The organism is Allobosea sp. 05T439 (assembly GCF_056396005.1).
This window is the reverse complement of sequence record NZ_JBFTKP010000002.1, coordinates 257439-282380: the sequence shown is the minus strand read 5'-3', so window position 1 is coordinate 282380 and position 24942 is coordinate 257439. Positions and strand designations below refer to the sequence as shown.

At 64.6% G+C, this 24942-nt stretch carries 29 protein-coding genes; 10 read left to right on the top strand and 19 right to left on the bottom strand.

The window, feature by feature from the left end:
• Positions 1–79: 79 nt before the first annotated feature.
• A complete protein-coding gene (locus AC1DIO_RS03395) occupies positions 80–598 on the bottom strand; it encodes a MarR family winged helix-turn-helix transcriptional regulator (RefSeq protein ID WP_441505193.1) in 519 nt (172 codons plus the stop codon).
• A 172-nt stretch (positions 599–770) separates the two neighbouring features.
• On the opposite strand from AC1DIO_RS03395, the gene AC1DIO_RS03390 reads away from it, so the two are divergent.
• Positions 771–1658, top strand: a complete 888-nt coding sequence (locus AC1DIO_RS03390) for a branched-chain amino acid aminotransferase (RefSeq protein ID WP_476853104.1) — start codon at positions 771–773, stop codon at positions 1656–1658.
• 40 nt (positions 1659–1698) lie between these two features.
• Here AC1DIO_RS03390 and AC1DIO_RS03385 read toward each other — a convergent pair whose 3' ends face one another.
• From AC1DIO_RS03385 to uvrC, 5 genes are all read right to left on the bottom strand, one after another.
• Entirely contained in the window at positions 1699–2667 is a 969-nt protein-coding gene (locus tag AC1DIO_RS03385) for a DUF1176 domain-containing protein (protein WP_476853103.1), read from the bottom strand.
• 123 nt (positions 2668–2790) lie between these two features.
• Positions 2791–3246, bottom strand: a complete 456-nt coding sequence (locus tag AC1DIO_RS03380) for a molybdenum cofactor biosynthesis protein MoaE (protein ID WP_476853102.1) — start codon at positions 3244–3246, stop codon at positions 2791–2793.
• A gap of 19 nt (positions 3247–3265) precedes the next feature.
• Positions 3266–3517: a molybdopterin converting factor subunit 1 gene (gene moaD / locus AC1DIO_RS03375; RefSeq protein WP_476824173.1), complete on the bottom strand. Its 252-nt coding sequence runs from the start codon at positions 3515–3517 to the stop codon at positions 3266–3268.
• A gap of 26 nt (positions 3518–3543) precedes the next feature.
• Positions 3544–4155 (bottom strand): CDP-diacylglycerol--glycerol-3-phosphate 3-phosphatidyltransferase, encoded by a 612-nt coding sequence (pgsA, locus tag AC1DIO_RS03370; protein ID WP_043232683.1) that lies wholly within the window; start codon positions 4153–4155, stop codon positions 3544–3546.
• A 66-nt stretch (positions 4156–4221) separates the two neighbouring features.
• Positions 4222–6243 carry an excinuclease ABC subunit UvrC gene (gene uvrC, locus AC1DIO_RS03365; protein ID WP_476775198.1) on the bottom strand — a complete coding sequence of 674 codons (2022 nt, stop codon included), beginning with the start codon at positions 6241–6243 and terminating at the stop codon, positions 4222–4224.
• Positions 6244–6397: 154 nt separating this feature from the next.
• On the opposite strand from uvrC, the gene AC1DIO_RS03360 reads away from it, so the two are divergent.
• From AC1DIO_RS03360 to AC1DIO_RS03340, 5 genes are all read left to right on the top strand, one after another.
• Positions 6398–7414, top strand: coding sequence for an NADP-dependent oxidoreductase (locus tag AC1DIO_RS03360; RefSeq protein ID WP_476853101.1), 1017 nt, complete (start codon positions 6398–6400; stop codon positions 7412–7414).
• A gap of 188 nt (positions 7415–7602) precedes the next feature.
• Entirely contained in the window at positions 7603–8442 is an 840-nt protein-coding gene (gene lgt / locus AC1DIO_RS03355) for a prolipoprotein diacylglyceryl transferase (protein WP_476853100.1), read from the top strand.
• Positions 8439–9533 carry a class I SAM-dependent methyltransferase gene (locus tag AC1DIO_RS03350; RefSeq protein ID WP_476853099.1) on the top strand — a complete coding sequence of 365 codons (1095 nt, stop codon included), beginning with the start codon at positions 8439–8441 and terminating at the stop codon, positions 9531–9533. Before lgt ends, AC1DIO_RS03350 begins: the two co-directional genes overlap by 4 nt.
• A gap of 20 nt (positions 9534–9553) precedes the next feature.
• Positions 9554–10327: a peptidoglycan editing factor PgeF gene (gene pgeF, locus AC1DIO_RS03345; protein WP_476853098.1), complete on the top strand. Its 774-nt coding sequence runs from the start codon at positions 9554–9556 to the stop codon at positions 10325–10327.
• A gap of 90 nt (positions 10328–10417) precedes the next feature.
• Entirely contained in the window at positions 10418–10705 is a 288-nt protein-coding gene (locus AC1DIO_RS03340; RefSeq protein ID WP_476853097.1) for a hypothetical protein, read from the top strand.
• 109 nt (positions 10706–10814) lie between these two features.
• Here AC1DIO_RS03340 and AC1DIO_RS03335 read toward each other — a convergent pair whose 3' ends face one another.
• Together AC1DIO_RS03335 and AC1DIO_RS03330 are read right to left on the bottom strand one after the other, a co-directional pair.
• Complete coding sequence (locus AC1DIO_RS03335) at positions 10815–11561, bottom strand: SDR family oxidoreductase (protein ID WP_441489486.1); 747 nt, start codon at positions 11559–11561, stop codon at positions 10815–10817.
• Entirely contained in the window at positions 11554–12342 is a 789-nt protein-coding gene (locus tag AC1DIO_RS03330; RefSeq protein WP_113512250.1) for a glycosyltransferase family 2 protein, read from the bottom strand. Before AC1DIO_RS03330 ends, AC1DIO_RS03335 begins: the two co-directional genes overlap by 8 nt.
• 375 nt (positions 12343–12717) lie before the next feature.
• Here AC1DIO_RS03330 and AC1DIO_RS03325 point away from each other — a divergent pair, with 375 nt between their 5' ends.
• Positions 12718–13413, top strand: a complete 696-nt coding sequence (locus AC1DIO_RS03325; protein WP_441489485.1) for an outer membrane protein — start codon at positions 12718–12720, stop codon at positions 13411–13413.
• 184 nt (positions 13414–13597) lie between these two features.
• On the opposite strand, the gene AC1DIO_RS03320 is transcribed toward AC1DIO_RS03325, so the two are convergent.
• From AC1DIO_RS03320 to AC1DIO_RS03295, 6 genes are all read right to left on the bottom strand, one after another.
• Positions 13598–14200, bottom strand: a complete 603-nt coding sequence (locus tag AC1DIO_RS03320) for a glutathione S-transferase (RefSeq protein WP_476853096.1) — start codon at positions 14198–14200, stop codon at positions 13598–13600.
• Positions 14201–14229: 29 nt separating this feature from the next.
• Positions 14230–15081 (bottom strand): 23S rRNA (adenine(2030)-N(6))-methyltransferase RlmJ, encoded by an 852-nt coding sequence (locus AC1DIO_RS03315; RefSeq protein ID WP_476853095.1) that lies wholly within the window; start codon positions 15079–15081, stop codon positions 14230–14232.
• A 31-nt stretch (positions 15082–15112) separates the two neighbouring features.
• Positions 15113–15778, bottom strand: a complete 666-nt coding sequence (locus tag AC1DIO_RS03310) for a ribonuclease T2 family protein (protein ID WP_441489651.1) — start codon at positions 15776–15778, stop codon at positions 15113–15115.
• 15 nt (positions 15779–15793) lie between these two features.
• Entirely contained in the window at positions 15794–16267 is a 474-nt protein-coding gene (locus AC1DIO_RS03305) for a hypothetical protein (protein WP_441489482.1), read from the bottom strand.
• Between the two features lie 146 nt (positions 16268–16413).
• The gene (locus tag AC1DIO_RS03300) at positions 16414–17544 is read right to left on the bottom strand and encodes an iron-containing alcohol dehydrogenase (protein WP_476853094.1); all 1131 of its coding nucleotides are present in this window, start codon (positions 17542–17544) and stop codon (positions 16414–16416) included.
• Positions 17545–17716: 172 nt separating this feature from the next.
• Positions 17717–18604, bottom strand: a complete 888-nt coding sequence (locus AC1DIO_RS03295; RefSeq protein WP_476853093.1) for a DMT family transporter — start codon at positions 18602–18604, stop codon at positions 17717–17719.
• A gap of 159 nt (positions 18605–18763) precedes the next feature.
• Here AC1DIO_RS03295 and AC1DIO_RS03290 point away from each other — a divergent pair, with 159 nt between their 5' ends.
• Together AC1DIO_RS03290 and AC1DIO_RS03285 are read left to right on the top strand one after the other, a co-directional pair.
• Positions 18764–19090 carry an ArsR/SmtB family transcription factor gene (locus tag AC1DIO_RS03290; protein WP_441489479.1) on the top strand — a complete coding sequence of 109 codons (327 nt, stop codon included), beginning with the start codon at positions 18764–18766 and terminating at the stop codon, positions 19088–19090.
• On the top strand, positions 19083–19625 hold the full coding sequence (locus AC1DIO_RS03285; protein WP_441489478.1) for an SRPBCC family protein: 543 nt from the start codon (positions 19083–19085) through the stop codon (positions 19623–19625). The genes AC1DIO_RS03290 and AC1DIO_RS03285 overlap by 8 nt, the downstream gene beginning before the upstream one ends.
• A gap of 313 nt (positions 19626–19938) precedes the next feature.
• Here the strand turns inward: AC1DIO_RS03285 and AC1DIO_RS03280 are convergent, their stop codons facing one another.
• The gene (locus AC1DIO_RS03280; protein WP_441489477.1) at positions 19939–20589 is read right to left on the bottom strand and encodes a TetR/AcrR family transcriptional regulator; all 651 of its coding nucleotides are present in this window, start codon (positions 20587–20589) and stop codon (positions 19939–19941) included.
• A 79-nt stretch (positions 20590–20668) separates the two neighbouring features.
• Here AC1DIO_RS03280 and AC1DIO_RS03275 point away from each other — a divergent pair, with 79 nt between their 5' ends.
• Positions 20669–21289: an NAD(P)H-dependent oxidoreductase gene (locus tag AC1DIO_RS03275; RefSeq protein WP_441489476.1), complete on the top strand. Its 621-nt coding sequence runs from the start codon at positions 20669–20671 to the stop codon at positions 21287–21289.
• 98 nt (positions 21290–21387) lie between these two features.
• Here AC1DIO_RS03275 and AC1DIO_RS03270 read toward each other — a convergent pair whose 3' ends face one another.
• The 4 genes from AC1DIO_RS03270 to AC1DIO_RS03255 form a co-directional block, all read right to left on the bottom strand.
• Positions 21388–21945 carry a winged helix DNA-binding protein gene (locus AC1DIO_RS03270; RefSeq protein WP_441489475.1) on the bottom strand — a complete coding sequence of 186 codons (558 nt, stop codon included), beginning with the start codon at positions 21943–21945 and terminating at the stop codon, positions 21388–21390.
• Positions 21946–22041: 96 nt separating this feature from the next.
• Positions 22042–23037, bottom strand: coding sequence for a TRAP transporter substrate-binding protein (locus AC1DIO_RS03265; protein WP_476853092.1), 996 nt, complete (start codon positions 23035–23037; stop codon positions 22042–22044).
• A gap of 35 nt (positions 23038–23072) precedes the next feature.
• On the bottom strand, positions 23073–24380 hold the full coding sequence (locus AC1DIO_RS03260) for a TRAP transporter large permease (RefSeq protein ID WP_069879665.1): 1308 nt from the start codon (positions 24378–24380) through the stop codon (positions 23073–23075).
• A gap of 3 nt (positions 24381–24383) precedes the next feature.
• The gene (locus AC1DIO_RS03255; protein WP_441489473.1) at positions 24384–24932 is read right to left on the bottom strand and encodes a TRAP transporter small permease; all 549 of its coding nucleotides are present in this window, start codon (positions 24930–24932) and stop codon (positions 24384–24386) included.
• Between the last annotated feature and the right edge of the window lie 10 nt (positions 24933–24942).

Sequence of the window (24942 nt, the reverse complement as noted above, 5' to 3'; positions counted from 1 at the left end):
ATCCCCGCCGCCGGGAGACCAGGATCCCCCGGTTTGGCGACGGTGCCATGTCCGGCTTGGATGCTCTTCGCCGCGCAGCTCACACCGGCGCAGCGAGAAAGCCCAGTACCTTCTTGCGTTCGGCGGGATCGATCAACCCCGCGAGATAGCGCGCCACCTGCTCGCCTGCCTCGGGGCCGACGGCGCTGAGCGCCGCATTGATCCGTTTGCCCTGGAGACGCGCCAGCCTCACGGCCAGCTCCTTGCCGGTCTCCGTCGGATAGAGGTTGCGCTGGCGCTTGTCCTGCGTGCCCATGCGGGACTCGACGAAGCCGGTCTCGACAAGCTCCTTCAGTACGCGATTGAGGCTCTGCTTAGTAATCTGCAGGATGTCGAGCAGTTCGGCGATCGTCAGGCCCGGGCGCCTCTGCACGAAATGCAGCACGCGGTGGTGGGCCCGGCCGAAGTCGTAATCCGCCAGGATGCGATCGGGGTCGCTGACGAAATCGCGATAGGCGAAGAAGAAGAGCTCGATCAGGTCGTAGGGTACGTCCTCGGCGGGCGCAGGCCGGGGCGCATCGGTCGATCGGACTTGCGTGTCAGTCACGAGGCGCTCCATATTTTACGTCAGCTATGTTGACATATCTCAGACGGAAGATTACCGGTCAAGCATCCGGGGCGACTGATTATGTCGCTTTCGGTTGCTGCAGCGCAGTAATTGTTCAGTGCTTGCGCGCCCTACGGCCTTGTGGCCCAGTTCGGCGCATGAAGACTCGCAGAGGAGTTGCCCCATGTCTGTCATTCCTTTCGACCAGCGCGACGGCGTGATCTGGTTCGACGGCAAGCTCGTGCCGTGGAAGGACGCCAAGGTGCACGTACTGACCCACGGGTTGCATTACGGCTCCTGCGTCTTCGAGGGCGAACGCTCCTATGACGGCGTCATCTACAAGTGCACCGAGCATTCGCAGCGCTTCCACAAGTCGGCCGAGATCATGGATTTCACGATCCCCTATTCGGTCGCCGAGATCGACGCGGCCAAATATCTCTGCCTCAAGGAGAACGGCCTCAAGGATGCCTATCTCCGCCCGGTCGCCTGGCGCGGCTCGGAGATGATGGCCGTGTCCGGCATGAACAACCGCATCCATACCGCGATCGCGGTCTGGGAGTGGCCGAGCATGTTCGACATGGCCCAGAAGCTGAAGGGCGTGCGCCTCGACGTCGCCGATTACCGCCGTCCCGACCCGGCCTGCGCGCCGGTCCATGCCAAGGCTGCGGGACTCTACATGATCTGCTCGCTCTCCAAGCACAAGGCGGAGCGGGCCGGCTATGCCGACGCGATGATGCTCGACTGGGAAGGCAATGTCGCCGAATGCACCGGCGCCAATATCTTCTTCATAAGGGATGGCGTGGTTCACACCCCGACCGCCGACAGGTTCCTGAATGGCATTACCCGCCAGTCCGTGATCGATCTGTGCCGGGCGCGCGGTTTCGAGGTGGTCGAGCGGCGCATCCGCCCGGAGGAACTCGAGGGCTTCTCGGAATGCTTCATCACCGGCTCGGCCGCCGAGGTGACGCTGGTCTCCGAAATCGGGCCCTACAAGTTCATCACCGGCAATATGGGCAAGGTGATCATGGAAGATTATTCCGCTGCGGTGAGGCCAGCCTCCAAGGCAGCTTGAGCGATCGAACAAAGGCCCGGTCGAGAGACCGGGCCTTTTGCTATTTGGCGAGCTTCACGTCGCTCCGATAAAGCGTCGGCCAGTCCTCCGGGTCCACGCCGCGGCATTCCGGCATCTCGCTCAAGGCGGTCAGAACGAAGCCCGAGCCGGTCCAGGCATATTTGCCGGCACTGCCGCAATCCCCGATGCCGCGGGCCTTGCCGAAGAAGCCGACCTGTCCGGTCGCTGGGTCGAAGCTGGCATTGATCAGGAGATTGTCGCTGTTGGCGCCGGGCTGAGGGAAAGCGACCTTCCTGGCCTTCGCGACATCAGTGCCGGTCACGCTCCAGAAGCCGGTCGTGACATTGTAGGCGCCGCGCGAGCAGAGCAGGCCAACCAGCTTCGTAGAGGCGTCAAGCGACCAGACGCTGTCGGAATCCGAGTCCGCGTCGCCGCCGTCGTCGCAAAGGTCGGGGTCGCGCTGCTTGAGGTACTTGCGCAGCGCAACCACCATGGCCTTCGTCGCCTTCGCGTCGGGCGCAGGAAACCCGGCAGTCGCCCGCGCGGCGATTACAGGCAGGGCCGGCGCCGCAGGCACGGTCGTGGCCGGGCCCTTGCGGATCAGTGCACTCGTACCGCCAAGCCTGCCCTGTTGTTCGTCGATCCAGAGCATGGCGGCGACCGAACCCGCGAGCGAGATGTCATAGCTCTTGCCGGCAAGCTTGGCCGTCAGCCGGGTCGCCTTTCGCGCTGCGGCGACGAGGGCCTCGGTATCGGCGTCGGACAGCAGAAGGGTTGCGCTGTCCTCACCATCGCGACGGGCGGCCAGGCTCTTGCCTGCGGCAGGAAAGGGGGCGCCATCCAGAAGCAATTGTACGGTGAGCGGCGCCTTGAGTTGCTCGCCTCTGAGACGGAGGGAGAGCGAGGCTGCGCCGGCCGGTCCGGCCGAGCGCTCGAGCTTCAGGAAGCCGATATCGCTCGCTGCTTCCGCTGGCAGCGACAGGGCCGTGCAGCCTTGAGATTGTCGCATGCGCCGATCCAGTCAAGGAAGGTCCTGGTGCCGGTTTCGGCGGCTTGCGCGTGGCCCAGGCCGAGCAGAGTGGCTATGCCGACTGCGGAGATCAGCGGGGGCTTCGGTCGGCCAGACATTCATTCAGTTCCAGCGTGCTGCGGCGGTATCATCGTCGGCCTTGGCTTCGACCCATCCGCCGATGGTGCCGTCGCTCAGGTGCTCGCGCTTCCAGAAGGGAGCCCGGGTCTTGAGATAGTCCATCAGAAATTCGGCTGCCTCGAAGGCGGCGCGGCGATGGCGTGATGCGGCGACCACCAACACGATCTGCCCGCCCGGCCTGATCAGCCCGTAACGATGGATGGCGACCAGACCATTGAGCGGCCAGCGCTCGACTGCCTCCGCTGCCACGCGCCCGATCTCGGCCTCGGCCATGCCGGGATAATGCTCGAGCTCGAGCGCTGCCAGTTTGCCACCTTCATCGCGACAAAGCCCGGCGAAGGTGACGACGGCGCCGATATCGGTCCGGTCGCGGGTCAGCGCCGCGACCTCGGCGTTGAGGTCGAAATCCTCGCGCTGGATGCGGACGACCGGAGTCATGGCGTGGGCCCGGCTTGCCTCAGCCGCCCGTCATCGGCGGGAAGAAGGCGATCTCTCGGGCGCCTGTGAGGGAGGCTTCCGGCTTGACATGGACATGGTCGATGGCGGCGCGCACGATCGCGGCATTCTCGAAGGCCATCTCGTAGCCTTCGTCGCGCCCTCTCAGCCAATCCACCAAGTCAGCCACGGTCCGTGCCTCGTGGGGCACCTCCACGGTTTCTTCCGCAACGCCGATGCGTTCGCGGACCCAGGCGAAATAGACGAGCTTCAGGGTTCGGGTCTCGGCCAGACTGTCGATCATGATGCGCGCTCATCCTCATCCACCAGATGGCGGATTCCGGAGTTAAGATAATCCCACCCGGTATAGATGGTCAGGATTGCCGCCAGCCACAGCATGACGATGCCGATCTGCGTATTATACGGCAGAACCTTGTCGCCGGCGGGGCCGGCAACGAGGAAGCCGAGCGCCAGGAGTTGCGCCGTAGTCTTCCATTTCGCCACCTTGCTGACGGGAACGCTGACCTGCAGCTCGGCCAGGAACTCGCGCAAGCCCGATACCAGGATCTCGCGGCAGAGGATGACGATGGCCGCCCAGAGCGACCAGCCATAGATCGTGCCGTCTGCGACAAGCATCAGCAGCAGGGCACAGACCAGAAGCTTGTCGGCGATCGGATCGAGCATCCGGCCGATCGCCGAATGCTGGCTCCACGCCCGGGCGATCCACCCGTCGAGATAATCCGTCACAGCCGCCGCGACATAGATCGCCAACGCGATCCAGCGCATCCAGTCGTCGCGCGGCCAGAATAGCAGCGCCACCAGCGCCGGAATCGCTGCGATCCGGCCGTAGGTCAGCAAATTTGGCAGGGACCAAGGGCCCCGCCGCCTGATGGCATCTGGAAGAATCGTCACGGGAAACACCAAAGCAGCGCGCTTGTGACAGCGTCAACACGCAATCCCGCGAGGCGTGTACGAGCCCTACGCATCGTGAAAGAAATCGTGCACCGCCTTGGCGGTGGCGGCATTGACGCCGGGCGTGCGCATCAGGTCGTCGAGCTTGGCGCGCTGGATCGCCTTGACCGTGCCGAAATGCAGCAGAAGCGCCCGCTTTCGCGAAGGGCCAATGCCCGCAATCTCGTCGAGCGGGTTCTTGGTGATGTCGCGCTTGCGTCTGGCGCGATGCGTGCCGATGGCGAAACGATGCGCCTCGTCGCGCAGGCGTTGGATGAAATAGAGGCCGGGGTCGCGCGGTGGCAGCTTGAACGGCTCCTTGCCGGCCATGAAGAACGTCTCGCGCATGGCGTTTCGGTCGGCGCCCTTGGCAATGGCCACAAGTGGAATATCGGTGACACCACATTCGGCCATGATCAGGCGCGCGGCCTCGAACTGGCCCTTGCCACCATCGACGATGACGAGATCGGGGCGCGAGGGAAAGGCGGTTTCGTCCTGAGCCTCGGGGGGCGGGGCAGGAGATTCGGCCGCTGCGAGATCGACGGCGTCGCCGCCCTCCGCTGCCACGCTCTCCTTCGCCAATCGCGAGAACCGCCGCTTCAGCACCTCCCGCATCATGCCGAAATCGTCGCCGGCAATGGTGTCGGAGGAGATGTTGAAGGTGCGGTAATGGCTCTTCATGAAACCGTCCGGGCCGGCGACGATCATGCCGCCGACCGCGTTCGTCCCCATGATGTGGGAGTTGTCGTAGACTTCGACGCGGCGCGGCGGCCTTGGCAGCCCGAAGGCTTCGCCGAGCGCGACAAGCAGACTCTGCTGCCCGGCATTGTCGGCGAGCTTGCGGGAGAGGGCCTCATGCGCGTTCTTCCGGGCGTGGGCGACGAGATCGAATTTCTCGCCACGCTTGGGCGCCGCGATCTCGACCTTGCGGCCGGCGCGAGCCGAGAGCGCTTCGCCGATCAGTTCGATCTCCTCGACCTCATGCGAGAGCAGCACGAGGCGTGGCGGCGGCTTGTCGTCGTAAAACTGGGTGACGACGGAGGCCAGGACTTCGGCGGGCGTGAGGCTTTTGTCGGCGCGAGGGAAGAGCGCCCGATTGCCCCAGTTCTGGTGGTTGCGGAAGAAGAAGATCTCGACGCAGAAATGCCCGGCCTGCTCATCGATGGCGAAGACATCCGCCTCCTCGACGCCCTGGGTGTTGATGTCCTGGCCGGCCTGGACCGCAGAGAGCGCCGCCAGCCGGTCGCGGTAGCGCGCCGCCTGCTCGAATTCGAGAGCCTCCGCCGCCGCCTGCATCCGCTCCGACAGCGTCCGCTTCACGGTCGAGGAACGGCCTGACAGGAAATCGCGCGCCTGATCAGCCAGTGCCTGATAATCGGCATGCGAGATTTCGCCCGTGCAAGGCGCGGCACAGCGCTTGATCTGGAAGAGCAGGCAGGGCCGCGTTCGGTTCTCGTAATAGCTGTCGGAGCAGGAGCGCAGCAGGAACGCCTTCTGCAGTGCGTCGATGGTGCGCTTCACCGCCTGGACCGATGCGAACGGCCCAAAATAATCGCCCTTGCGTTGGCGCGAGCCGCGATGCTTGGCGATCTGCGGGGCAGGGTGGTCGCCCGTCAGCAGGATATAGGGAAAGGATTTGTCGTCGCGAAGCAGGACATTGTAGCGCGGCCTGAGCTGCTTGATCAGGTTGGATTCGAGCAGCAGCGCCTCGGTTTCCGTCCCCGTGGTGACGAATTCCATGTTCGCCGTCTCGGAGATCATCCGGGCGACGGCGTTGGTATGGGCAAGCCCGCGCGCATAGGCCGTGACGCGATTCTTCAGGCTCTTGGCCTTGCCGACATAGAGCACCTCGCCGGCCCGATCGAACATACGGTAGACGCCGGGCTTGTTCGGCAGGTGCTTGGCGAACCCGGCGATGACCTCGATGCCGTGCTTCAGTTCGGAGGGGGCTGTCTCGCCGGCATCGACGGTTGCGTCGGGGAGCGGGAGGCTGTCCTCCTCGTCCTCGATCTCGTCTTCCGGCAGGTCGTCGGTGCGCTGGCGATTCATGAGCCCGATGTAAGATGCCCGAGGCGTTTCGTCATGTCAGGAGCGTGCTCCGCCCTGTGGCAAAATGCACGGGTGAGGTGGTGCTCCCGGAGCAACGTTGCTCCCATATGAATTGACCAATCCAAACGACGCGCTCGAGGGAGGACGAAACCCCATGCCCCAACAGGATAATCTCAGGATCGTTCTGGCCGCTCGCCCGGTCGGCCGGCCCCGCCCCAGCGATTTCAGGCTCGAGCACGCTGCGATTCCGGAGGCTTCCGACGGCCAGGTGGTTCTGCGCATCCTCTATCTCTCGCTCGACCCCTATATGCGGGGGCGCATGAGCGATGAGAAATCCTATTCCGCTCCGGTGGCGATCGGTCAGGTGATGGAAGGCGGCACCGTTGCGGAGGTTCTGGAGAGCCGCCACCCCGACTTCAGGCCAGGCGATATCGTGCTTTCACATTCCGGCTGGCAGTCCTACGCGGTGGCCGACGGGGCCCATCTGCGCAAGATCGATCCGGCCGCCGCGCCAATCACGACCGCGCTGGGCGTGCTCGGGATGCCAGGCTTCACCGCTTATGCCGGCCTGTTGACGATCGGCCAACCCAAGGCGGGGGAGACCGTGGTCGTGGCAGCCGCCAGCGGGCCTGTGGGATCGGCGGTGGGGCAGATCGCGCGGATCAAGGGCGCGCGCGCCGTCGGGATCGCGGGTGGCGAGACGAAATGCGCCTTCATCCGCGAGACCTTCGGATTCGATGCCGTCGTCGATCACAGCGCTCCCGATTTCGCCGACCAACTGGCAGCGGCCTGTCCGAATGGCATCGACGTCTATTTCGAGAATGTCGGCGGCAAGGTCTGGGACGCGGTGTTTCCGCTGCTGAACGGCTTTGCCCGGATTCCTGTCTGCGGGCTGATTGCGCAGTATAACAGCACGGGCGATTTCGAGGGCCCGGACCGGCTGCCCATCGTCATGCGCCAGGTCCTGACCAAGAGTCTGACGATCCGTGGTTTCATCCAGCGTGAATTCGTCGCGCAGCGCCCGGCCTTCGAACGGGAGGCGTCCGGCTGGATCGCCGGAGGCGCCTTGAAATACAAGGAGGACATCGTGGAGGGCCTCGCCCAGGCGCCTGAGGCGTTCATCGGTCTGCTCGACGGGAAGAATTTCGGCAAGCTCATCATCAAGGTCTGAGCAGGGCAGGCGGGGTGCATACCGGCGCCCTTTTTGCTTGACCACTTCGCCTCCAGCCGGCCATGTCGCGGCAGGTTTTCCTTCGCGCAGTCCTCCCGAGCGTCCCTTGGGTCGCCCGGGATGACGCGTGGTGGGCGGTGCGCAACCGCCTGAGCGAGACTGCGACTTCCGCCACCGGACCTTTGCCCATGCCCGTATTCGCCATCCCCTTCCCGGTGATCGACCCGGTCGCGCTGCAACTCGGACCGCTGTCGGTCAAATGGTATGGCCTCGCTTATGTCGTGGGGCTGATCGGCGGCTGGTGGTATGCACGCCGGCTGGTCTCGTCTCCTGCGCTCTGGGGGAGCTCGAAGCACCCCGCGGCAGAAGAGCTCGACGACATGCTGCTCTGGGTCGCGCTCGGCGTGGTGCTCGGCGGGCGCATCGGCTTCGTGCTGTTCTACGACCTTGAGCGCTATCTCGCCCGGCCGCAGGACATCATCGCGATCTGGCAGGGTGGTATGTCGTTCCATGGTGGGTTGCTGGGGGCGGCGACGGCGCTGTTCCTGTTTGCGCGCCGGCGCGGGCACCCGGCGCTGAGCGTCTTCGATCTCGCCGCCGCCGTCGTTCCGATCGGGCTCTTCCTTGGGCGCATCGCCAATTTCATCAATGCCGAGCTCTGGGGCCGGCCGGCACCGGGATTGCCCTTCGCCATGGTCTTTCCCAATGCCGGGCCGTTGCCGCGCCATCCGAGCCAGCTCTATGAGGCGCTGGGGGAGGGGATCCTCCTCTTCATCCTGCTCGCGCTCGTCGTCCGGGCTGGCGGCTTCAAGCGACCCGGCCTCGTCGCGGGTGTCTTCGGCATGGGTTATGCGGTCGCGCGCATCGTCTGCGAGTTTTTCCGCGAGCCAGATCCGCAGCTCGGCTTCCTGTTCGGCGGAAGTGTCGATGCGCTGAGCGGGGGCATCACCATGGGCATGCTGTTGTCCGTGCCGCTCTTCCTCGCCGGGCTCTATCTGGCGCTGCGCTCCAGACGGGCTGGCGCGTGAATGCGCTCAAGGCGGAGATCATCCGCCTGATCCAGGACGAGGGCCCGCTCAGCGTCTCGCGCTATATGGCGCTCTGCCTCGGCCATCCCCGTCACGGCTACTACATGACCCGCGACCCTTTCGGTGCCGAGGGAGACTTCACGACGGCGCCCGAGATCAGCCAGATGTTCGGGGAACTGATCGGGCTGTGGGCCGGTGCGGTCTGGCGGATGATGGGCGAGCCTGCGAGCTTGCGCCTCATCGAGCTTGGACCGGGCCGCGGCACGTTGATGGCCGATGTGCTGCGGGCCGCGCGGATCGTTCCGGGTTTCCGCGAGGCGGTCTCCGTGCATCTCGTCGAGATGAGCCCCGTGCTGCGGCAAGCCCAGGCTCGGACCTTGGCTTCCGCGACCGAGCCGGTCTGGCACGACAGCATCGGGACTGCGCTGAAGGGGCCGACGATCCTGCTCGCCAACGAGTTCCTCGACGCGCTGCCGCTCGATCAATTCGTGCGCGTGGGAGATGGCTGGCGCGAACGTTTGGTCGGAATCAATGCCGCACGCGAGCTGGCATTCGGGCTCGCCCATGCGCCAGAGCGTGCACTTGGGATTGCCGCCCCGGAGGGAAGCATCTTCGAACAGCCGACCGCAGCGCTTGATGTCGTGACGACGGTGGGCGGCCATCTCGCCGAGCAAGGCGGCGCTGCGCTGTTCATCGACTACGGTTCCGGGCGTTCAGGCTTCGGAGATACGCTTCAGGCGGTCCATCGGCATCGAATGGTTGATCCGCTTGCCGATACCGGTGAGGCCGACCTCACGGTTCATGTCGATTTCGAACGGATGGCGCAGGCTGCGTGGCGGGCCGGGGCTGCGGCGCATGGACCGGCGACGCAGCGCGATTTCCTGCTGGCGCTCGGGCTGGCGGAACGTGCGCAGGCGCTCTGCGGCAGAGCACGGCCGGAGCAGGCGGAGGCGATCCAGGCGGCTTTCGCACGGCTCACCGCCATTGGCGCGACCGAGATGGGTGAATTGTTCAAGGTTCTGGCATTATCGGATTCACGACTGCCGCTGCTGCCCGGATTTGACCTTCATCAGATGCCAGAGCAGGGCTGACGCCTGAGCCGGAACCCGCCATGTTCATCACTTCGCCCGATCTTTCCGCCGAACACGGCATTGCGCATGCCTTCTTCACCCGCGAGGGCGGTGTATCCTCGGGCATCTACGCCTCGCTCAATGGCGGCCTCGGCTCGGACGACGACAAGGCGCATGTTACCGAGAACCGGGCGCGGATGGCGGCTCACCTCGAGGTCGAGCCCACGCATCTCGTCAGTGTGCACCAGGTCCATTCCGCGGATGCAGCGCTCGTCACCGGCCTGTGGCTCGGGGAGAAGCCGAAGGCCGATGCCATGGTGACCACGGCTCACGGCGTGGCGCTCGGCGTTTCCACCGCTGATTGTGGACCCATCCTCTTCGCCGATAGCGAGGCGGGCGTCATCGGCGCCGCCCATTCCGGCTGGAAGGGGGCATTCACGGGGATTGTCGGCGTGACTGTGACCGCGATGGAAAAGCTCGGCGCGCGTCGCGAACGCATCCTGGCGGTGCTTGGGCCAACGATCAGCGCCAAGGCTTATGAGGTTGGGCCGGAATTCATCGAGCGCTTCAAGTCGGAGAATGCGACCTATGCGCGCTTCTTCCACGCCTCGGAGCATCCTGCGCGCGCCATGTTCGATCTGCCTGCCTTCATCGCTTTCAAGGCCCAGGAGGCCGGCATCGGCCGCTTCATCGACCTCGGCCTGTGCACCTATGGCGATGAACAGCGCTTCTTCAGCTATCGCCGCACGACGCATCGGCAGGAGCCGGATTACGGCCGGCTGATCTCGGCGATCACGTTGACGCGACCGAAATAGGCCGGCTTTCGGCCGGTTCAATCTCAGGTTGCTTCGAGAAACGGGCGGAGTCATCCTCCCAAGGCCATGCATCATGGCTTTGGGGGTCTCATGGAACAGCTTCTGATCAGCCTCGTCGCAGGCGCGCTGGGTGGCAATGCTGCGGGTAAAGCCTCGTCCAGCTTCGATCTCGGAACTCTCGGAAACACCATCGCCGGTCTGGTCGGCGGCGGCGTTCTTGGCCAGTTGGTACCCATCGTGTTGCCAGCCATCACGGCGGCGGCGGCGGGCGGCAATCTCAGTGTCGGCGGTATCCTGACAAACCTGATCGCTGGCGGCGCTGGCGGCGCGATTCTGACCGCCATCATCGGCGCGATCAAGAACAAGGCCGCAGCCTGAGCGTTACAGTGGCGACGTCGCGCGCCTCGCGCGGCGTCGCCATCCTGCGTGACTGACGAGCCCGGCTGCCTGTCGGCTCAACGTCTTGCAGATGACGTGGGGTGGGGCGTCAGGTCACGATATCAGGGGTTCGCCAGGCCAGGTGCTGGCCGTTGTCGACGGCGATCATTTGCCCCGTGACCGATCGGGCGCGGGCGAGATAGAGCACCGCCCCGGCGATATCCGCCGCGTCGACCTTCCTTTGCAGCAGCGATCCCGCGGCCTCGCGTGCGAGCAAGGCCTCGCCGTCCTGCGGATTCGGAAAGGTCGGCCCTGGCCCGACGGCGTTCACGCGAATCCGCGGCGCGAGTGCCTGCGCCATCGTGGTCGTTGCCGTGAGAAGCGCCGATTTGGTCAAGGTATAGGAGTAATACTCCGGGGTCGGCTTCCAGACCCGCTGATCGATAATGTTGACGATGCAGCCTTCTCGATCCGCGGGAAGATGATTGGCCATCGCGCCGGAGAGCACAGAGGGCGCGCGCAGATTGGTCGAGAACTGCCGGTTCCAGGTCGGCACATCGATCGTGCGGATGTCATCGACCAGAAAACTCGAGGCGCTGTTGACCAGAAGGGTCACCGGCCCAAGCGCTGCTTCGGCGGCCGGAATGATGGTGTCGACCGCCGCGGGATCGGCCAGGTCGGCAGCGACGGTGATCGCCTTGCCGCCCCGACCGCGCACGTCCGCTGCGAGCGCTTCGGCCTCGACGTGCGATGTGCGGTAGTGGATCGCAACCGCGTAGCCCGCATCCGCAAGGTGCTCGACGATGGCGCGTCCAATCCGGCGTGCTCCACCGGTGACGAGCGCAACCTCAGCCATTGCGTGCATCTTTATCGGAGTGACGCTTGAGGCGCCGTTCCCAATGTTTGGCTGCGCGCAAATAGCGGTAGAAGGCGTAGTTCATCGCGGTCATGAAGCCATAGACGCCGCGCAGGGCGTGACGCCGGCCAATATAGGCCTTGACGAAATTGGCCGGGAACTCGGCGACCAGCCGAAATACCGAAAGGGTTTCGCCGCGCTTGTCGAGATCGTCGGCCTGTGCGTCGCTGTAGTTATTCAATTTCGCCATCTGCTCGCCGAGCGAACGCACGGAGTAATGATGCACCGTGCCCTTCAGCCTGCCGATGCGGGCATCCGGAGAGAGATCGACGCGGTCGTGAACCGGCGAAGGCGAGTAGCGTCCCTTGTCCTTCCGGTAGAGCCGAACCGGCGACAAGGCATAGGTGAAACGATGCGGCGCGCGCTCGCCAGGGAATATCTCGGCGATGCGCGTCCTGTAGGCATCCGCAGGCGGATCGCCATGAGCGAAGAGCGCCGCTATCTCGACGGCCATCTCCCTGGGCACGACTTCGTCGGCATCCAGGTTGAGGAGCCAGTTATAGCGGCACTGGTCTTCCCCGAAGCGCTTTTGCTGACCGTAACCCGGCCACGCATTGAAGATCACGCGGGCACCGCATTGCTCGGCGATTGTCTGCGTGCCATCGGTCGAGCCTGAATCGATCACGACGATGTCATCGCTCAACTCTCGCACGGCGGCGATGGTGCGGCCGATTCTGTCGGCTTCATCCCGAGCAATAATGAATATAGAAAGCGGCGGCACCGGCCTGGTCCATTCCGTGGAGTGTGCTGCAAGGCTTAAGCACGCGAGCCCGGAACGAGCAAGCGAAGGACCGTGACAGATTGTGGCCGCATTTTGTCTGGAACCTTAGGATATGTCGCGCGTTCCCTGCTTGCTTCCACTATATGGTCAACGCGTTGTTAGTATTCGGTTTACCATTCACAGTGGCTTAATAATAATTAACGCGTGTTGAACAATTGGTCTTAGTCATCCCCATTCGTGCCGCATTTCTGCCGCGGTCTGCAATGTACCTGTGCTTTAGCCGCAACAGACATCGACGCCGGCGCGGGCTATAAAGGCGTCATCGACATCACCGCCGGGCCACGCCGGCACCAGCGACGACTAAAGGAGTCTAAAATGAAGAAGTACCTGCTTACGAGCGTCGCGGCCCTCGGCCTCGTCGTTGCCGGCGCCGCCTCTGCTGCCGACCTGCCGTCCCGCAAGGGCCCGGTTGCCGCCCCGATCTACCTGCCGCCAGTGTTCACCTGGACCGGCTTCTACGTCGGCGTCAACGCTGGCTATGCTTGGGGCCAGATCGACTCGACCACGGGCGCTTTCACCAACAACCTCGGCAACTTCAGCGATCCCGATGGCTTCACCGGTGGTGGCCAGATCGGCTACAACTACCAGATCGGCCAGTGGGTCCTCGGCGCTGAAGCCGATTTCCAGGGCGCTGACCTGAAGTCGACGTCCGTCAACCTGGCTAACAACCTCCGCGCCTCGACCGAGGTCAACTGGTTCGGCACCGTTCGTGGCCGCGTCGGTTACTCCTTCGACCGGTTCCTGCCGTATGTCACCGGCGGTTTCGCTTACGGCAGCGTGAAGAACAAGGTCTCCAACGGCGTGTTCGCTGGCAGCAACGACAACACCCAGTACGGCTGGACCGTCGGTGCTGGTCTTGAGTACGCCTTCACCAACAACCTGACGGCGAAGCTCGAGTATCTCTACGTCGACCTCGACAAGGAGTCGTTCAACGTTCCCGGCGGCACCTTCACCTCGAACGTCGAGACCAAGTTCTCGGTCGTCCGCGCTGGCCTGAACTACAAGTTCTAGTCCGATCCCCTCACGGGGCTCAGAATGAACCCGGTGGCTTCGGCCACCGGGTTTTTTGTTGTGCGAGACAAGATCATCGGACCGGATATCGTATCCAGTCCGATGATCTAACCCTTTCCCTTTGCATCGGCTTTCCTGAAAACCGCAATCCACTTTTCGGGCCGATGCTTTAGCTCGGAGTCGGTCAGCCCTTGAATCGGGTGGTTTCGAAGGAGGGCACCTTCGCCGCGAAATCGTCGAGCCAGGCGACCAGCTTGGGGTGAGCTGCCCGCCACCTTCCGTCGAAACGCAGATCGAGATAGCCCAACGCGCAGGCCAGTGCGATTTCACCGATGCGGGGTTTGCCAGACCAGGCTGGCGGCGCTGCCTCAAGTGTAGCGAGCGCCCGCGCGACCTTGCCGGCCTGATTCTCGACCCAGGCGGCATTGCGCATCTCGGGCGTCCTGAACCGGCCTTCATAGACCTGAAGCAGGGCCGCATCACAGATGCCGTCTGCCAGCGCTTGCAGGCGCAACTGCGCAAAGCGCGCTTCGCCTGACGGAATCAGGCCGCCACCGGCGAGATGGTCGAGATACTCGGCGATGACGCGGGAATCGAACTGTGCCGAGCCGTCCTCGAGCACCAGCGCCGGAATCTTGCCGAGCGGGTTCTGGGCGCGCAACGTGTCCTTGGGATCGGTGGTATCCGCCGCGACGATCTCGATGCGGCCCAGGAGATCGAGCTCATGGGCGGCAATTTTGACCTTGCGGCCGAAGGGGGAGGCTGGGGAGGTGCGCAAGGTCAGCATCGGTCATATTCCGGTCAGTTCTGGAGATGTCAGCCGTCCGGGCGGATCGGCTCGCAACGGTAGCGCGGCCGCGGGCCTTGCGCGAGGCGTTCGCACAATGCCGGCAACAGAAGGAGAGCTTCCTCCGCCAGTTTCCAGGGCGGATTGACCACAAGCAGACCGGTGGCCCCGAGACCTCCCGCGGCTTCGGGGCGGTCGACATCGATCTCGAGCCTGAGCAGGCGACCGATGCCGGCATCCTCGATCGCATTCACGAGGCCGTCGGCGGCCCGGCGCTCCTTGACCGGATACCAGAGCGCGTAAATGCCGGTCGGCCATTTGCGGTGCGCGGCAATGAACTCGGCCGCCATCGACGCGAACTCGTCCTTCTCCTCGAAGGGCGGGTCGATCAACACGAGTCCGCGTCGTTCCTTCGGCGGGACATTGGCGCGCAGCGCCGTCCAGCCGTCGATCGCCAGCGCCTTGCAGCGCGAATCGCGACCGAGCATCGCGGCGAGCTTCTTGTAAGTGGTTGGATGCAGTTCGGCGGCGATAAGCCGGTCCTCCGCCCGCATGGCGTGTCGGCAGAGCCAGGGCGAGCCGGGATAGCTGCCGGCGCCATGGCTTTCCCGTGCGACCGCGACAGCTTCGCGCCATGGTGCCAGCAACGCCTCCACGCTGGAGGCGAGCGGCGACTGGTCGAGCCGAGCCACGCCGTCCTTCCATTCATGCGTGCGCAGCGCTTCCTCGGAGCCGAGATCGTAACGGCCGGCACCGGCATGGGTGTCGATGACGCGATAGGGCGTATCCTTGGCGCCGAGATGAGTCAGGATGCGCATCAGCACGACATGCTTGAGGATGTCGGCGAAATTTCCGGCGTGGAAGCTGTGATGATAATTCATGAAGCGGTCTTAGCCGCCTCGCAGCGCTCTGTCAGCGTTGAGCTTTCACGGTGATGTCGCGCGTGCGGCAGCCGGAACGGTCGACCTCCTGGCAGGTGCGGAAATTGCGCAGGTCCTTGCTGAAGCAGATCCTGACTTCCTGCAGCACACCGCGTTTGCAGGCGATCGACATCATGTCGCTGCGCAAGCCTGGATTCGCCGCAGCGAAGGCGCGCTCGAGATCGATCGCGGTCCAGCTCTGATCGCGATCCGCCTTCTGCAGCGCCGGAGGAATCGCGACCTTCTGGCGGGCGCGCCGGACATCCGAAAAATAGTCGTTCGGGCTCGAGCCCGAACAGGTGCCGTGCTTGCGCCATTCATAGCGGGCGAGCCCCTCGGACGGGAACAGGCCGTCGGCCTGGTCGAGGGCGATGCGAGAAGGCGTGCGGCCGGCCGGTCCGCAATCAGTGGGGTAGCCGCGCTCGTTCTGCGGCCAGAGGCCATGCACGACGAAGCCGAGATTGGCGCCGCTCTCGCATTGCTCGCGGGCGTGCCCGCGTCCGCCGTCCAGTTCGCAGAAGCCCGGCGACCATGACAGGGCGAGAACGTAGAAGTCGAAATCACCGGGAACGCCGCCGCGGCCATATTGCCCCTGCGCTTGCGCGCCCGGGGCCATAAGGCCAAGCAGCGCCAGCATCGAAAACCAGGCGCGCGGCAGTCTCACAGCCGGAGGTTACTTTTCGGGGCCGGGCCGGGCCATCTGGCAATTGGGCGCGTAGGAAAGACCCCGATCGAGGCCGTTGACGCACCAGTTGACGTTCCAGGTCAAGCCGAAGAGGCCGAGATTCTCGCGCACTGAGTAGTCGATGCGGTGCAGCGAGCCGTCATTCAACGCGATCCGCCCCGTGCAGAAGCGGCGCGGGATGAAATCGTCGCCCCAGGGTCGGAAGCCGATGGGGCGGATGCGATCATAGGCGACCGCCTGCAGCGGCCCCCAGAATTTGGCCTCTCGCGAATTGAACCAGCTTGTGATCTCGCTGAGGACGGCGGGATCCTCGCAGGCCGGCAGGTTGCCATACATCGGAATGATGCGTGCCTCGGCCCGATCCGCCGGGTCGACATAGCGGCGGCTCGTGGCCTCGACGCTGATGGTCGCAGCAAGGCAAGTCGCTGCGACGAGGGTGGTTTTCAGCAGGGCGCGGCGCATAGGGGCAAGCCTCGTGCAGGCTGGGTGAATCTGATGCCGCACGATGACGTTCGGACGGGGGAGGGTCAAGGTGATTGGCGCCAATGAAGGGCAACCGGACCGCGACTGTGTCATTTTCGATCCGGCTGCGTAGAGCGCGTTGCTGCTCAGAAGGAGGCCTCCAGCATTGCGACATAATCGGCGGCAGCCGCCGCGCGCGGGTTGCTTGCCGTAGAGTGATCCTTCACCGCAGCTTCGGCTATGGCCGGGACGACGCTGCGCGGGACGCCCATTTGCGTGAGGGAGGCCGGCATGCCGAGGCGCTGGCTCAGGTCGGCGATCCAGTTGGCGAGGTCGGTGTCGGGAGCGAGATCGAGCGCACGCCGGATCTGCACGTATTTCAGGCCGCATTCCGGCTCGTTGAAGCGCAGCACTGCCGGCAGCAATACGGCGTTCAGCGTGCCGTGGTGAAGCGAAATGTCCTTGAGGCCACCAAGCGGGTGGGAGAGCGCATGCACCGCGCCGAGGCCCTTCTGGAAGGTCAGGCCGCCCTGAAGGGCCGCCATCATCATCTCCTTGCGGGCTTCGCGATCGGATCCATCGGTCACGGCCCGCTCGATATGTGCGACTGCGCGCTTCAGCCCGTCGAGTGCGATCGCCTCGGCGGGCGGGTTCTCGCGCGGGCTGAGATAGGTCTCGATGCAATGGGTGATCGCATCCATGCCGGTTGCGGCGGTAAGCCAGGCAGGCAGGGCGAGCGTGAGCTCGGGGTCGCAGATCGCGAGCCTTGGAATCAGATGTGGCGAGATGAAGCCGAGCTTGCGCCCATCCTTCAGGGTGATCAGCGCGGCGCGCCCTACCTCGCTGCCGGTGCCCGAGGTGGTGGGGATCGCGATCACCGGCGCGACGGCTGCGGTCACTTTCGGAATGCCGCCGAGGATCGCCGCATAGGTTTCGAGTGGTCCATCATGACCTGCGAGCAGCGCCACGCCCTTGGCGAGATCGATTGGCGAGCCGCCGCCAATGGCGACAAGCCCGTCGCATCCGTTTTCGCGATACAGCGCCAGTGCTGCGAGCACGGCCTCCTCTGTCGGGTTGGTCGGCGTGGCATCGAAGATCGGGGCGGCCTGCAAGGCTGGAGAATGCGCCTGAACCGTGCCGACGAGACCGACAGCGACGACGCCCTTGTCCGCAATGATCAGTGGCTTGCGCATGCCCAGCGCGGTGAGATCGGCATCGATGCCGGCGACCTCGCCGAAGCCGAAACGGGTCGTGGTGAGATAGGTGATCAGGGCCATGGGCGTCCTCGTGGGGCTGGCCTCGTCTCGTCTAGCGGCTCGGCCTTATTGAGATGAGCTCTTGGTGTGGCATGGCCGCCGCCAGGCGTCGACTGCAGAGCCCGCGCGGGGAGGGCGAGGCGAATGCATGAGAATGTCCGGGCCTGCCTCGTCAGCGGGAGCGCGGCGCGCCTCAGGGCGGGTCGAGCATCTCAGTGGCCTTTCCCGCCCGCCGTTCGAGCACCATCAGGGCGAGGCCGGCAACCACGATGAGGCCCGAGCCGATCAGCATCGAGAGCGACGGCCAGTCGCCAAAGATGAACCAGCCGAAGATCAGGGCCCAGACGATCAGCGTATACTGGTACGGCACGACGACAGAGGCCTCCGCCAGCTTGAGCGAGCGTGTGACGCAGAGATGTGCGGCCATGGCGACGATACCGAGCAAGCCGAGCAGCCCGATATGGGCGACGCTCGGCGTCGTCCAGCCGAAGGGCAGCAGGATCAGCCCCATGACAAAGGCGCCCAGCGTTTGCCAGGCCACGAGCGTCACATCCGGCGTGCCGCGCAATTGGCGGCCCATGATCATCATGGCCGCGAAGGAGACGCTGCCGACGAGCGCGATGATGGCCGGAAGGGTCAGGCTCTGGCCAGACGGGTTCAATGCAACGGCGACACCGATGAAGCCGACGACGACGGCGAGCCAGCGCCCGGCATCGACCCGTTCTCCGAGCAGCAGCGCAGCCAGGATCACCGCCCAGACTGGAGCGGCGAGCCAGAGTGTCATGGTGTCGGCCAAAGGCAGGTAGGATACCGCCCAGTAGAACAGCGCGACTTCGCAGGAGCCAAGCGTCACGCGCAGCACCTGCAGCCACGGCCGCTCCGGGCGCAATGTGCGACCAATGCCCTGCTTCACCACGAACGGGGCGATCAAGATCAGCGCCGCGACGCTGCGCAGCAGCACCACCTGGCCGATCGTATAGGTTGCGACCAGCCATTTCCCCAGCACGTCATTCACGGAGAACAGCAGGATGCCGAGCAGCATCATCGTGATGCCGGTCAAGGTGGCGTTTTTGGTGGGCATGGTGGTCTGCAGAAATACCTATCGGCTGGGCGTTTCCTGTCGCCTTTCGCGCTCCGCGAGGCAAGTGGTGCCACGCGCAGGGGTTGTGCGCGCAGGGCAGAGGGGGGAGGCGTTAATTTAATTATTGACTTAATTAAGCGAATGACTAATTAACGATGCATGGACCGCTTCATCGCTCTCGCCGACCCGACGCGCCGCCGCATCATCGAGATGCTCGGTGAAGGTGCCCTGGCGGCCGGTGAGATCACAGCGCGGTTCAGCATCAGCGCGCCGGCGATCTCGCAGCATCTGAAGGTGCTGAAGGAGGCTGGCCTCGTCAGGGTCGAAGTCAGCGGCCAGCGTCGCATCTACCGGCTCGATCCTGACGGGCTCGATACATTCGATCTCTGGGTGAAGAAGGTCCGCGGCTTCTGGGGCTCGCGACTCGACATATTGGGGCAGAAACTGGCGCAAGCCGACAGTCATGAGGGAGAGACGGATGAGTGAGTATGGCACTGTTCTTGAAAGTGGCGCGGTGCGGTTCGAGCGGCTCCTGCCGGGGCCGGTCGAACGCGTCTGGGCCTATCTGGCGGAGTCCGGCAAGCGCGGCACCTGGTTGGCCTCTGGTGATTTCGACCTGCGCGTCGGCGGTGAGACGAAGCTTCTGTTCAAGCATTCGGAGATCACCGATGAGCCGCCGCCCGAGCGCTATCGCGAGGTGAATGACAAGGGATTTCTCGCGACCGGGACGATCACCCGCTGCGAGCCGCCACATGCGCTTGCCTTCACCTGGGACGGGGACGGCAATCCCCTCTCGGAGATCACCTTCGAGCTCAGTCCGAGGGATGGCAAGGTGCTGCTGGTGCTGACCCATCGCAAGCTCGCCGACCAGGCTGCGATGACGAATGTCTCCGGCGGCTGGCACATGCATCTCGGCCTGCTCGAGGACCAGCTTGCGGGGCAGACGCCGCGTGGTTTCTGGTCCCGGCAGGCGAAGCTCGAGAGTGAGTACGCCGCACTCTTTGCGAGCCTGCCGGAGTAGGGCGGGGCCTCATGCGGCCGGCGTGCCGGGCACGGGCCGCTCTCGAGGCGGCGCGGCCCGCGTCGGGCAAGGACGCTGGCCGCGCCCGATCCGCTGCGCGGCGTGTGTTGGCGTACATTGCGAGCTTGATCGAGGTCCAGCGATCGTACTCGTCGCAAAGTGGGTTCCGCCTGCGGCTCGACGATGGCAGTCAGATCCACGGACTGGCGGTTGCCGGCTATCTCAGCCTATCCGGCGCCCCCCCAACCGCCTTGGCGGCCAGCTCCAGGCCAGGCTCAGCTTCTGAGACGCGGCGGGCGGTCGTTGCGCGGTTTCACATGCCGCCGGCGCCCGACGGAGAACCGCCGCGCGCGCTTCTGGCAACCATTGCGACGATCGTCTCGAAGAGCTCGTCCTGAGCCTGCGCGGCCGTGATGTCTCCCGCCGCGGCGGCAGAAGACAGGGCCTCGGCTGAACCGAGCAGCGCCCAGAGGCCCGCTGGAGCAATCGTACCGGAGCCGGCGAAGGGCGCGAGCGCGGCTCGGCACTTCCCCATGAAGATCGCTTCGTAATCGCGCTTGAGCTTTGCGAGCTCGGGCGCGCCGGCAAGCGCCGCGATCACGCCAGGGATCTCACGGCCCTGGAGGAGCACGCAGTCGACATAGGATGACGCGATGACCGCTGCCCTGCCTGCCAAGGTCGGTTCGCTCGCGTCGAGCGCGGCATCCATGAGTGCTGTCTGGCGCGCGTCGAACTCCTGGTAAAGCGCTGCCAGCAGCCCGCTGCGTGTGCCGAAATGGTCGTAGACGACGGGTTTTGTCACCCCTGACCGCTCGGCTAGCCGCCCCAGCGTCAGTGCCTCCGTTCCCTCCTCCCGGATCAGCCGCCACGCGACCTCCAGAAGCTGGCGATAGCGGTCTTCCCTCGCCAGGCGGCGACGCGGCGGCAGAGCTGGTGGGTGATCGTTCGGTCCGGGGCTTGACATATTTATATACCAAAAGTAACTTACTAAAAGTATATATCACTCGGGTTCCCCCCGCAATCACTCAGCCGGAGTTCTTGAAATGCACGCGCTCATTGTCGTCGCCCATCCTGATCGTGCGTCGCTCAGTCATGGCGTCGCTGCGCATGTCGGGGAGGGAGTGTCCCTGTCCGGGCCGGGCAATTCCTTCGAAATCGCCGATCTCGCGGCCGAAGGTTTCGACCCACGCTTCACCGAGGCCGATCTCGCAGTGCACCGTCGCGAGGTGCTGCCACCGGCCGACATTATCGCCGAGCAGGTGCGGATCGATCGCGCCGATGCCCTTGTCCTGGTCTATCCCGTCTATTGGTGGTCGATGCCGGCGCTTCTCAAGGGCTGGATCGATCGCGTCTTCGCCAATGGATGGGCCTATGACGAAGGCCCGGATACACCGATGGTGAAGAGGCTCGGCCATCTCCCGGTCCATCTGGTCGCCATCGGTGGCGCCAGCCTGCGAACCTATGCCCGACACGGCTATTTCGGCGCGATGAAGACCCAGATCGACCACGGAATCTTCGATTATTGCGGCGCCCCTGTCGTGACGTCCGAGCTCCTGCTTGGTTCGGGGCAGGATGATCGGGCCAAGCATCTGGCGGCGGCGCGCGCCATTGGCGGCACTCTCTTCAAAGCCTTCAGACCTACCGGGGCACAAGTTGCTGCGTGACGGCGTAGCAGGCTGCTGCCTGGCGATGATCTCCACCATTCGAGGGGCGTTCGCGGCTATTTCCCCCGACGAAATCCAGTATGAGGCTCGGCACGCGCCTACAAGCTGGCCGCGGCCCGCGCGGCCTGGTCGTACTGGCCTGACAGCGAGCGCATGGTCGCTGCGATCTCCGAGAGGCGCACCGGATCCATGCCGAGCGCCAGCACGGATTTGACCAGGAGCTGCTCGCGGATCTGGGCGTAGCGCCGGCAGGCATCCTCGCCCGCCGGGGTGATTGCGACGGTCTTTTCCTTGCCCTTGCGCCCGCTCTTGATCAGCTTGAGCCGCTCGAGCTTCTTGAGTGCGTAGTTCACGACATAGGTGTCCTCGATATTGAGGACGAGGCAGATATCGGCGAGGCGCTTCGGCTTGCCGCGGTGGTTGACGTTGTGCAGCACCAGCACATCCACCGGCGTGAGATCCGGAATGCCGGCCGAGGTCATGGCGCGGAGCATCCAGCGCTGGAAGGCGTGCACTGTCATGCTGAGCGCAAACTCGAACTCGGAGAGCGCCGGCATCGCGCCCGAGGCCAGGTGGCCGGACGAGACGATCGGGCCGAGCAGCGCGTCGGCCAGCTCAGCCGGTGGTTTCGGGGGCGGGGGGGCCGATGTGGACATCGTCTCTGGCGCTCTCATGCAAGGCAGCCGTCGTGGCGCCGGACGTGCGAACGGCCGCACGAAGCGGCCGTTCGTGAGGGATTGGGCCGGTCGGGCTCACATCCTCTTGTAGGCGTCGATCACGGCCTGGCCGTCGGCGCCGGCCTTCTTCAGCCAGTCGGAGGTCAGGGTTTCGCCGGCCTTCTTGAAGCCGGCGGCGAGTTCCGTGCTCGGCGCCTGCACCTTCATGCCCTTGGATTTGAGCTGGTCGAGATACCAGCCGGTCTTGGCCTCCCAGGCCTTCCAGCCGCGCTCCTCGGCCGCCGCAGACGCCTTGAGCAGCGCATCCTGCGTCGGCTTGTCGAGGGCGTCGAAGGCTGCCTTGTTGACGAAGGTCGCATCCTTCGGGATCCAGGCCTGCACGTCATAGAAATGTGTCAGCGATTCCCAGACCTTCGAGTCGAAGCCCGTGCCGCCAGACGACATGAAGGAGTTGACCACGCCGGTGGCGAGCGCCTGGGGCAGCTCTGCGGCCTGGATCGTCACCGACTGCATGCCGAGCATTTCGCCGAGCCGCGCCGTGCCGACATTGTAGGAGCGCCATTTCAGCCCCTTCATGTCGTCCGTCGAGTTCAGGTCCTTCTTGGCGTAGACGCCCTGCGGCGCCCAGGGGACCATGAAGAGGAGCTTGATGCCCTGGCTTGCGAGCTTCTTCTCGATCGCCGGCTTCGAGGCCGCGTAGAGCTTCTTCGATTCCGGGAAGCTGGTCGCCAGGAACGGTACGACGTCGATGCCGAAGATCGGATCCTCGTTCTCGTGGATCGACATCAGTACTTCGCCCATCTGGGCCTGGCCGGTCTGCACGGCGCGCTTGATCTCGGGCGCCTTGAACAGCGCGGCATTGGCATGGACCGTGATCGTCAGCTTGCCGCCGGTCGCCGTCTCGACATCCTTTGCAAAGGCGACGAGGTTTTCGGTGTGCGGGTTGTCTGTCGGGTAGGCGTTCGGGAGGTTCCATTTGGTCTGTGCCGAGACCGCTGTCGCGGAGAGCGCCAGAGCGCCGGCTGCGACACCGGCCGCAAGAAAGCCCTTAATGAAGTCGCTTCGTTTCATGATGGTGTCTCCGTCCCCTTGTTGTTGACGCTGCATCATCCCGGAAAGGCCAGTTGCGGCAGGATCATCACGATTTGCGGGAAGATCGTAATGATCGCGACCGCCACGACCAGTAGAAAAAAGAAGGGTAGGGCGGCGAGCGCCACCGTATTGGAATCCTTGCCCGACATGGTCTGGAGCACGAAGAGGTTGAACCCGACCGGAGGCGAGACCTCCGCCATCTCGACGATGAGCACCAGGAAGATGCCGAACCAGACCAGGTCGAAACCGGCCTGCTTGATCATCGGAATGACGATGGCCGTGGTCAGCACGATCATCGAGATTCCATCAAGTGCCGCGCCGAGCACGATGTACATCACCGTCAACGCCGCGATCAGCGCGTAGGGCGAGAGATGCAGGCTGTCGACCCATTCCGCCAGGGCAGCCGGGATGCCGGTATAGGCCATCGAGGTCGACATGAAGGAAGCGCCGGCCAGGATCAGCATGATCATGCAGGTGATGCGGGTGGTGCCCATCACGCTGGCCCAGAAGGCTTCGCGGGTCAGAGACCCCGACCACCAGGCGACGCCGAAGGAGCCGAGAACGCCCCAGGCCGCACATTCGGTTGCTGTCGCCCAACCCATCAGCAGCGAGACGAAGACGAGCGCGATCAGCAGCATGCAGGGGATGAGATTGGCCGATTCCCGCAGCTTCTCGCGCAGGGGCATGCTCGGCTCCGGCGGCGGCGCCTTGTCCGGGTTCAGCATGTGCCAGACGATGATGTAGCCGGAGTAGAGTGCCATCACGAGCAGGCCCGGCAGGAAGCCGGCGAGGAAGACCTGGATGATCGAGACATTGGCCGCGACGGCATAGACGACCATGGTGATCGAGGGCGGGATCAGGATGCCCAGCGTGCCGGCGCCGGCGAGCGAGCCGAGGCTGACCGTCTCGTCATAGCCCCGCTTCTTCAGCTCCGGCAGGGCGATCTTGGCGACGGTGGCGCAGGTCGCGGCCGAGGAACCGGAGACCGAGCCGAAGATGCCGCAGGCCAGGACGTTGACATGCATCAGACGGCCAGGGAGCCAATTTAGCCACGGGGCGAGGCCGCGGAACATCTCTTCCGAAAGTTTCGTACGGTAAAGGATTTCGCCCATCCAGATGAAGAGCGGCAAGGCGGCAAGCGTCCAGGAAGCGCTGTTGCCCCAGATCGTCGTCGCGAGCACCGAGCCGGCGGGGATGCCGCCGCCGACGAATTGCATCGCGACCCAGCCGCAGGCCATCAGCGAGATGGCGATCCAGACGCCGCCGGCGAGGAAGACAGCCAGCAGGATGAGCAGCAGTCCAGAAATCTCGATCATCGCCATGGTTCAGACCCCGCTCTGCATCGCGCGCTCGACGACTTCTTCGTCGCTTTGCGGGGGCGGCTTCTCATAGCGGGGCTCGTTGCCACGCAGGACGACGTGAACGAACTCATCGACGAAGGCGATGAAGAGGATGACCAATCCGCCGGAGAAGCCGAGTTGCGGAATCCAGAGCGGCATCGGCACGACGCCGCCGGCAACATCGTTGAACTCATAGGATTGCCAGGTCATCACCACAGCGTGCCAGGCAAAGAAGCCGGTGAAGCCGAGACCAAGCACGAGCGAGAAGACCTCGAAGGCCCAGCGCGTGCGCCCCTTGAAACGATCGATCAGGAGGCCGACCCGGATCATCTCGCCGGATTTGAAAGTATGCGCGAGGCCGAGAAAAGCCAGCGCTGCCATGCTCCAGGACGCGAAATCATCGCCGGCAGGAATGTTGAAGCCGATTTCGCGTCCGATGGAGAGGCCCATCATCAGGACGAAGATGGCGACCAGGAAGAAACCCGCCGCGTAACCTGCAAAGAGATAGAGCTTGTCGAGGGCCGTGCGGATCATCGAGCGCCCC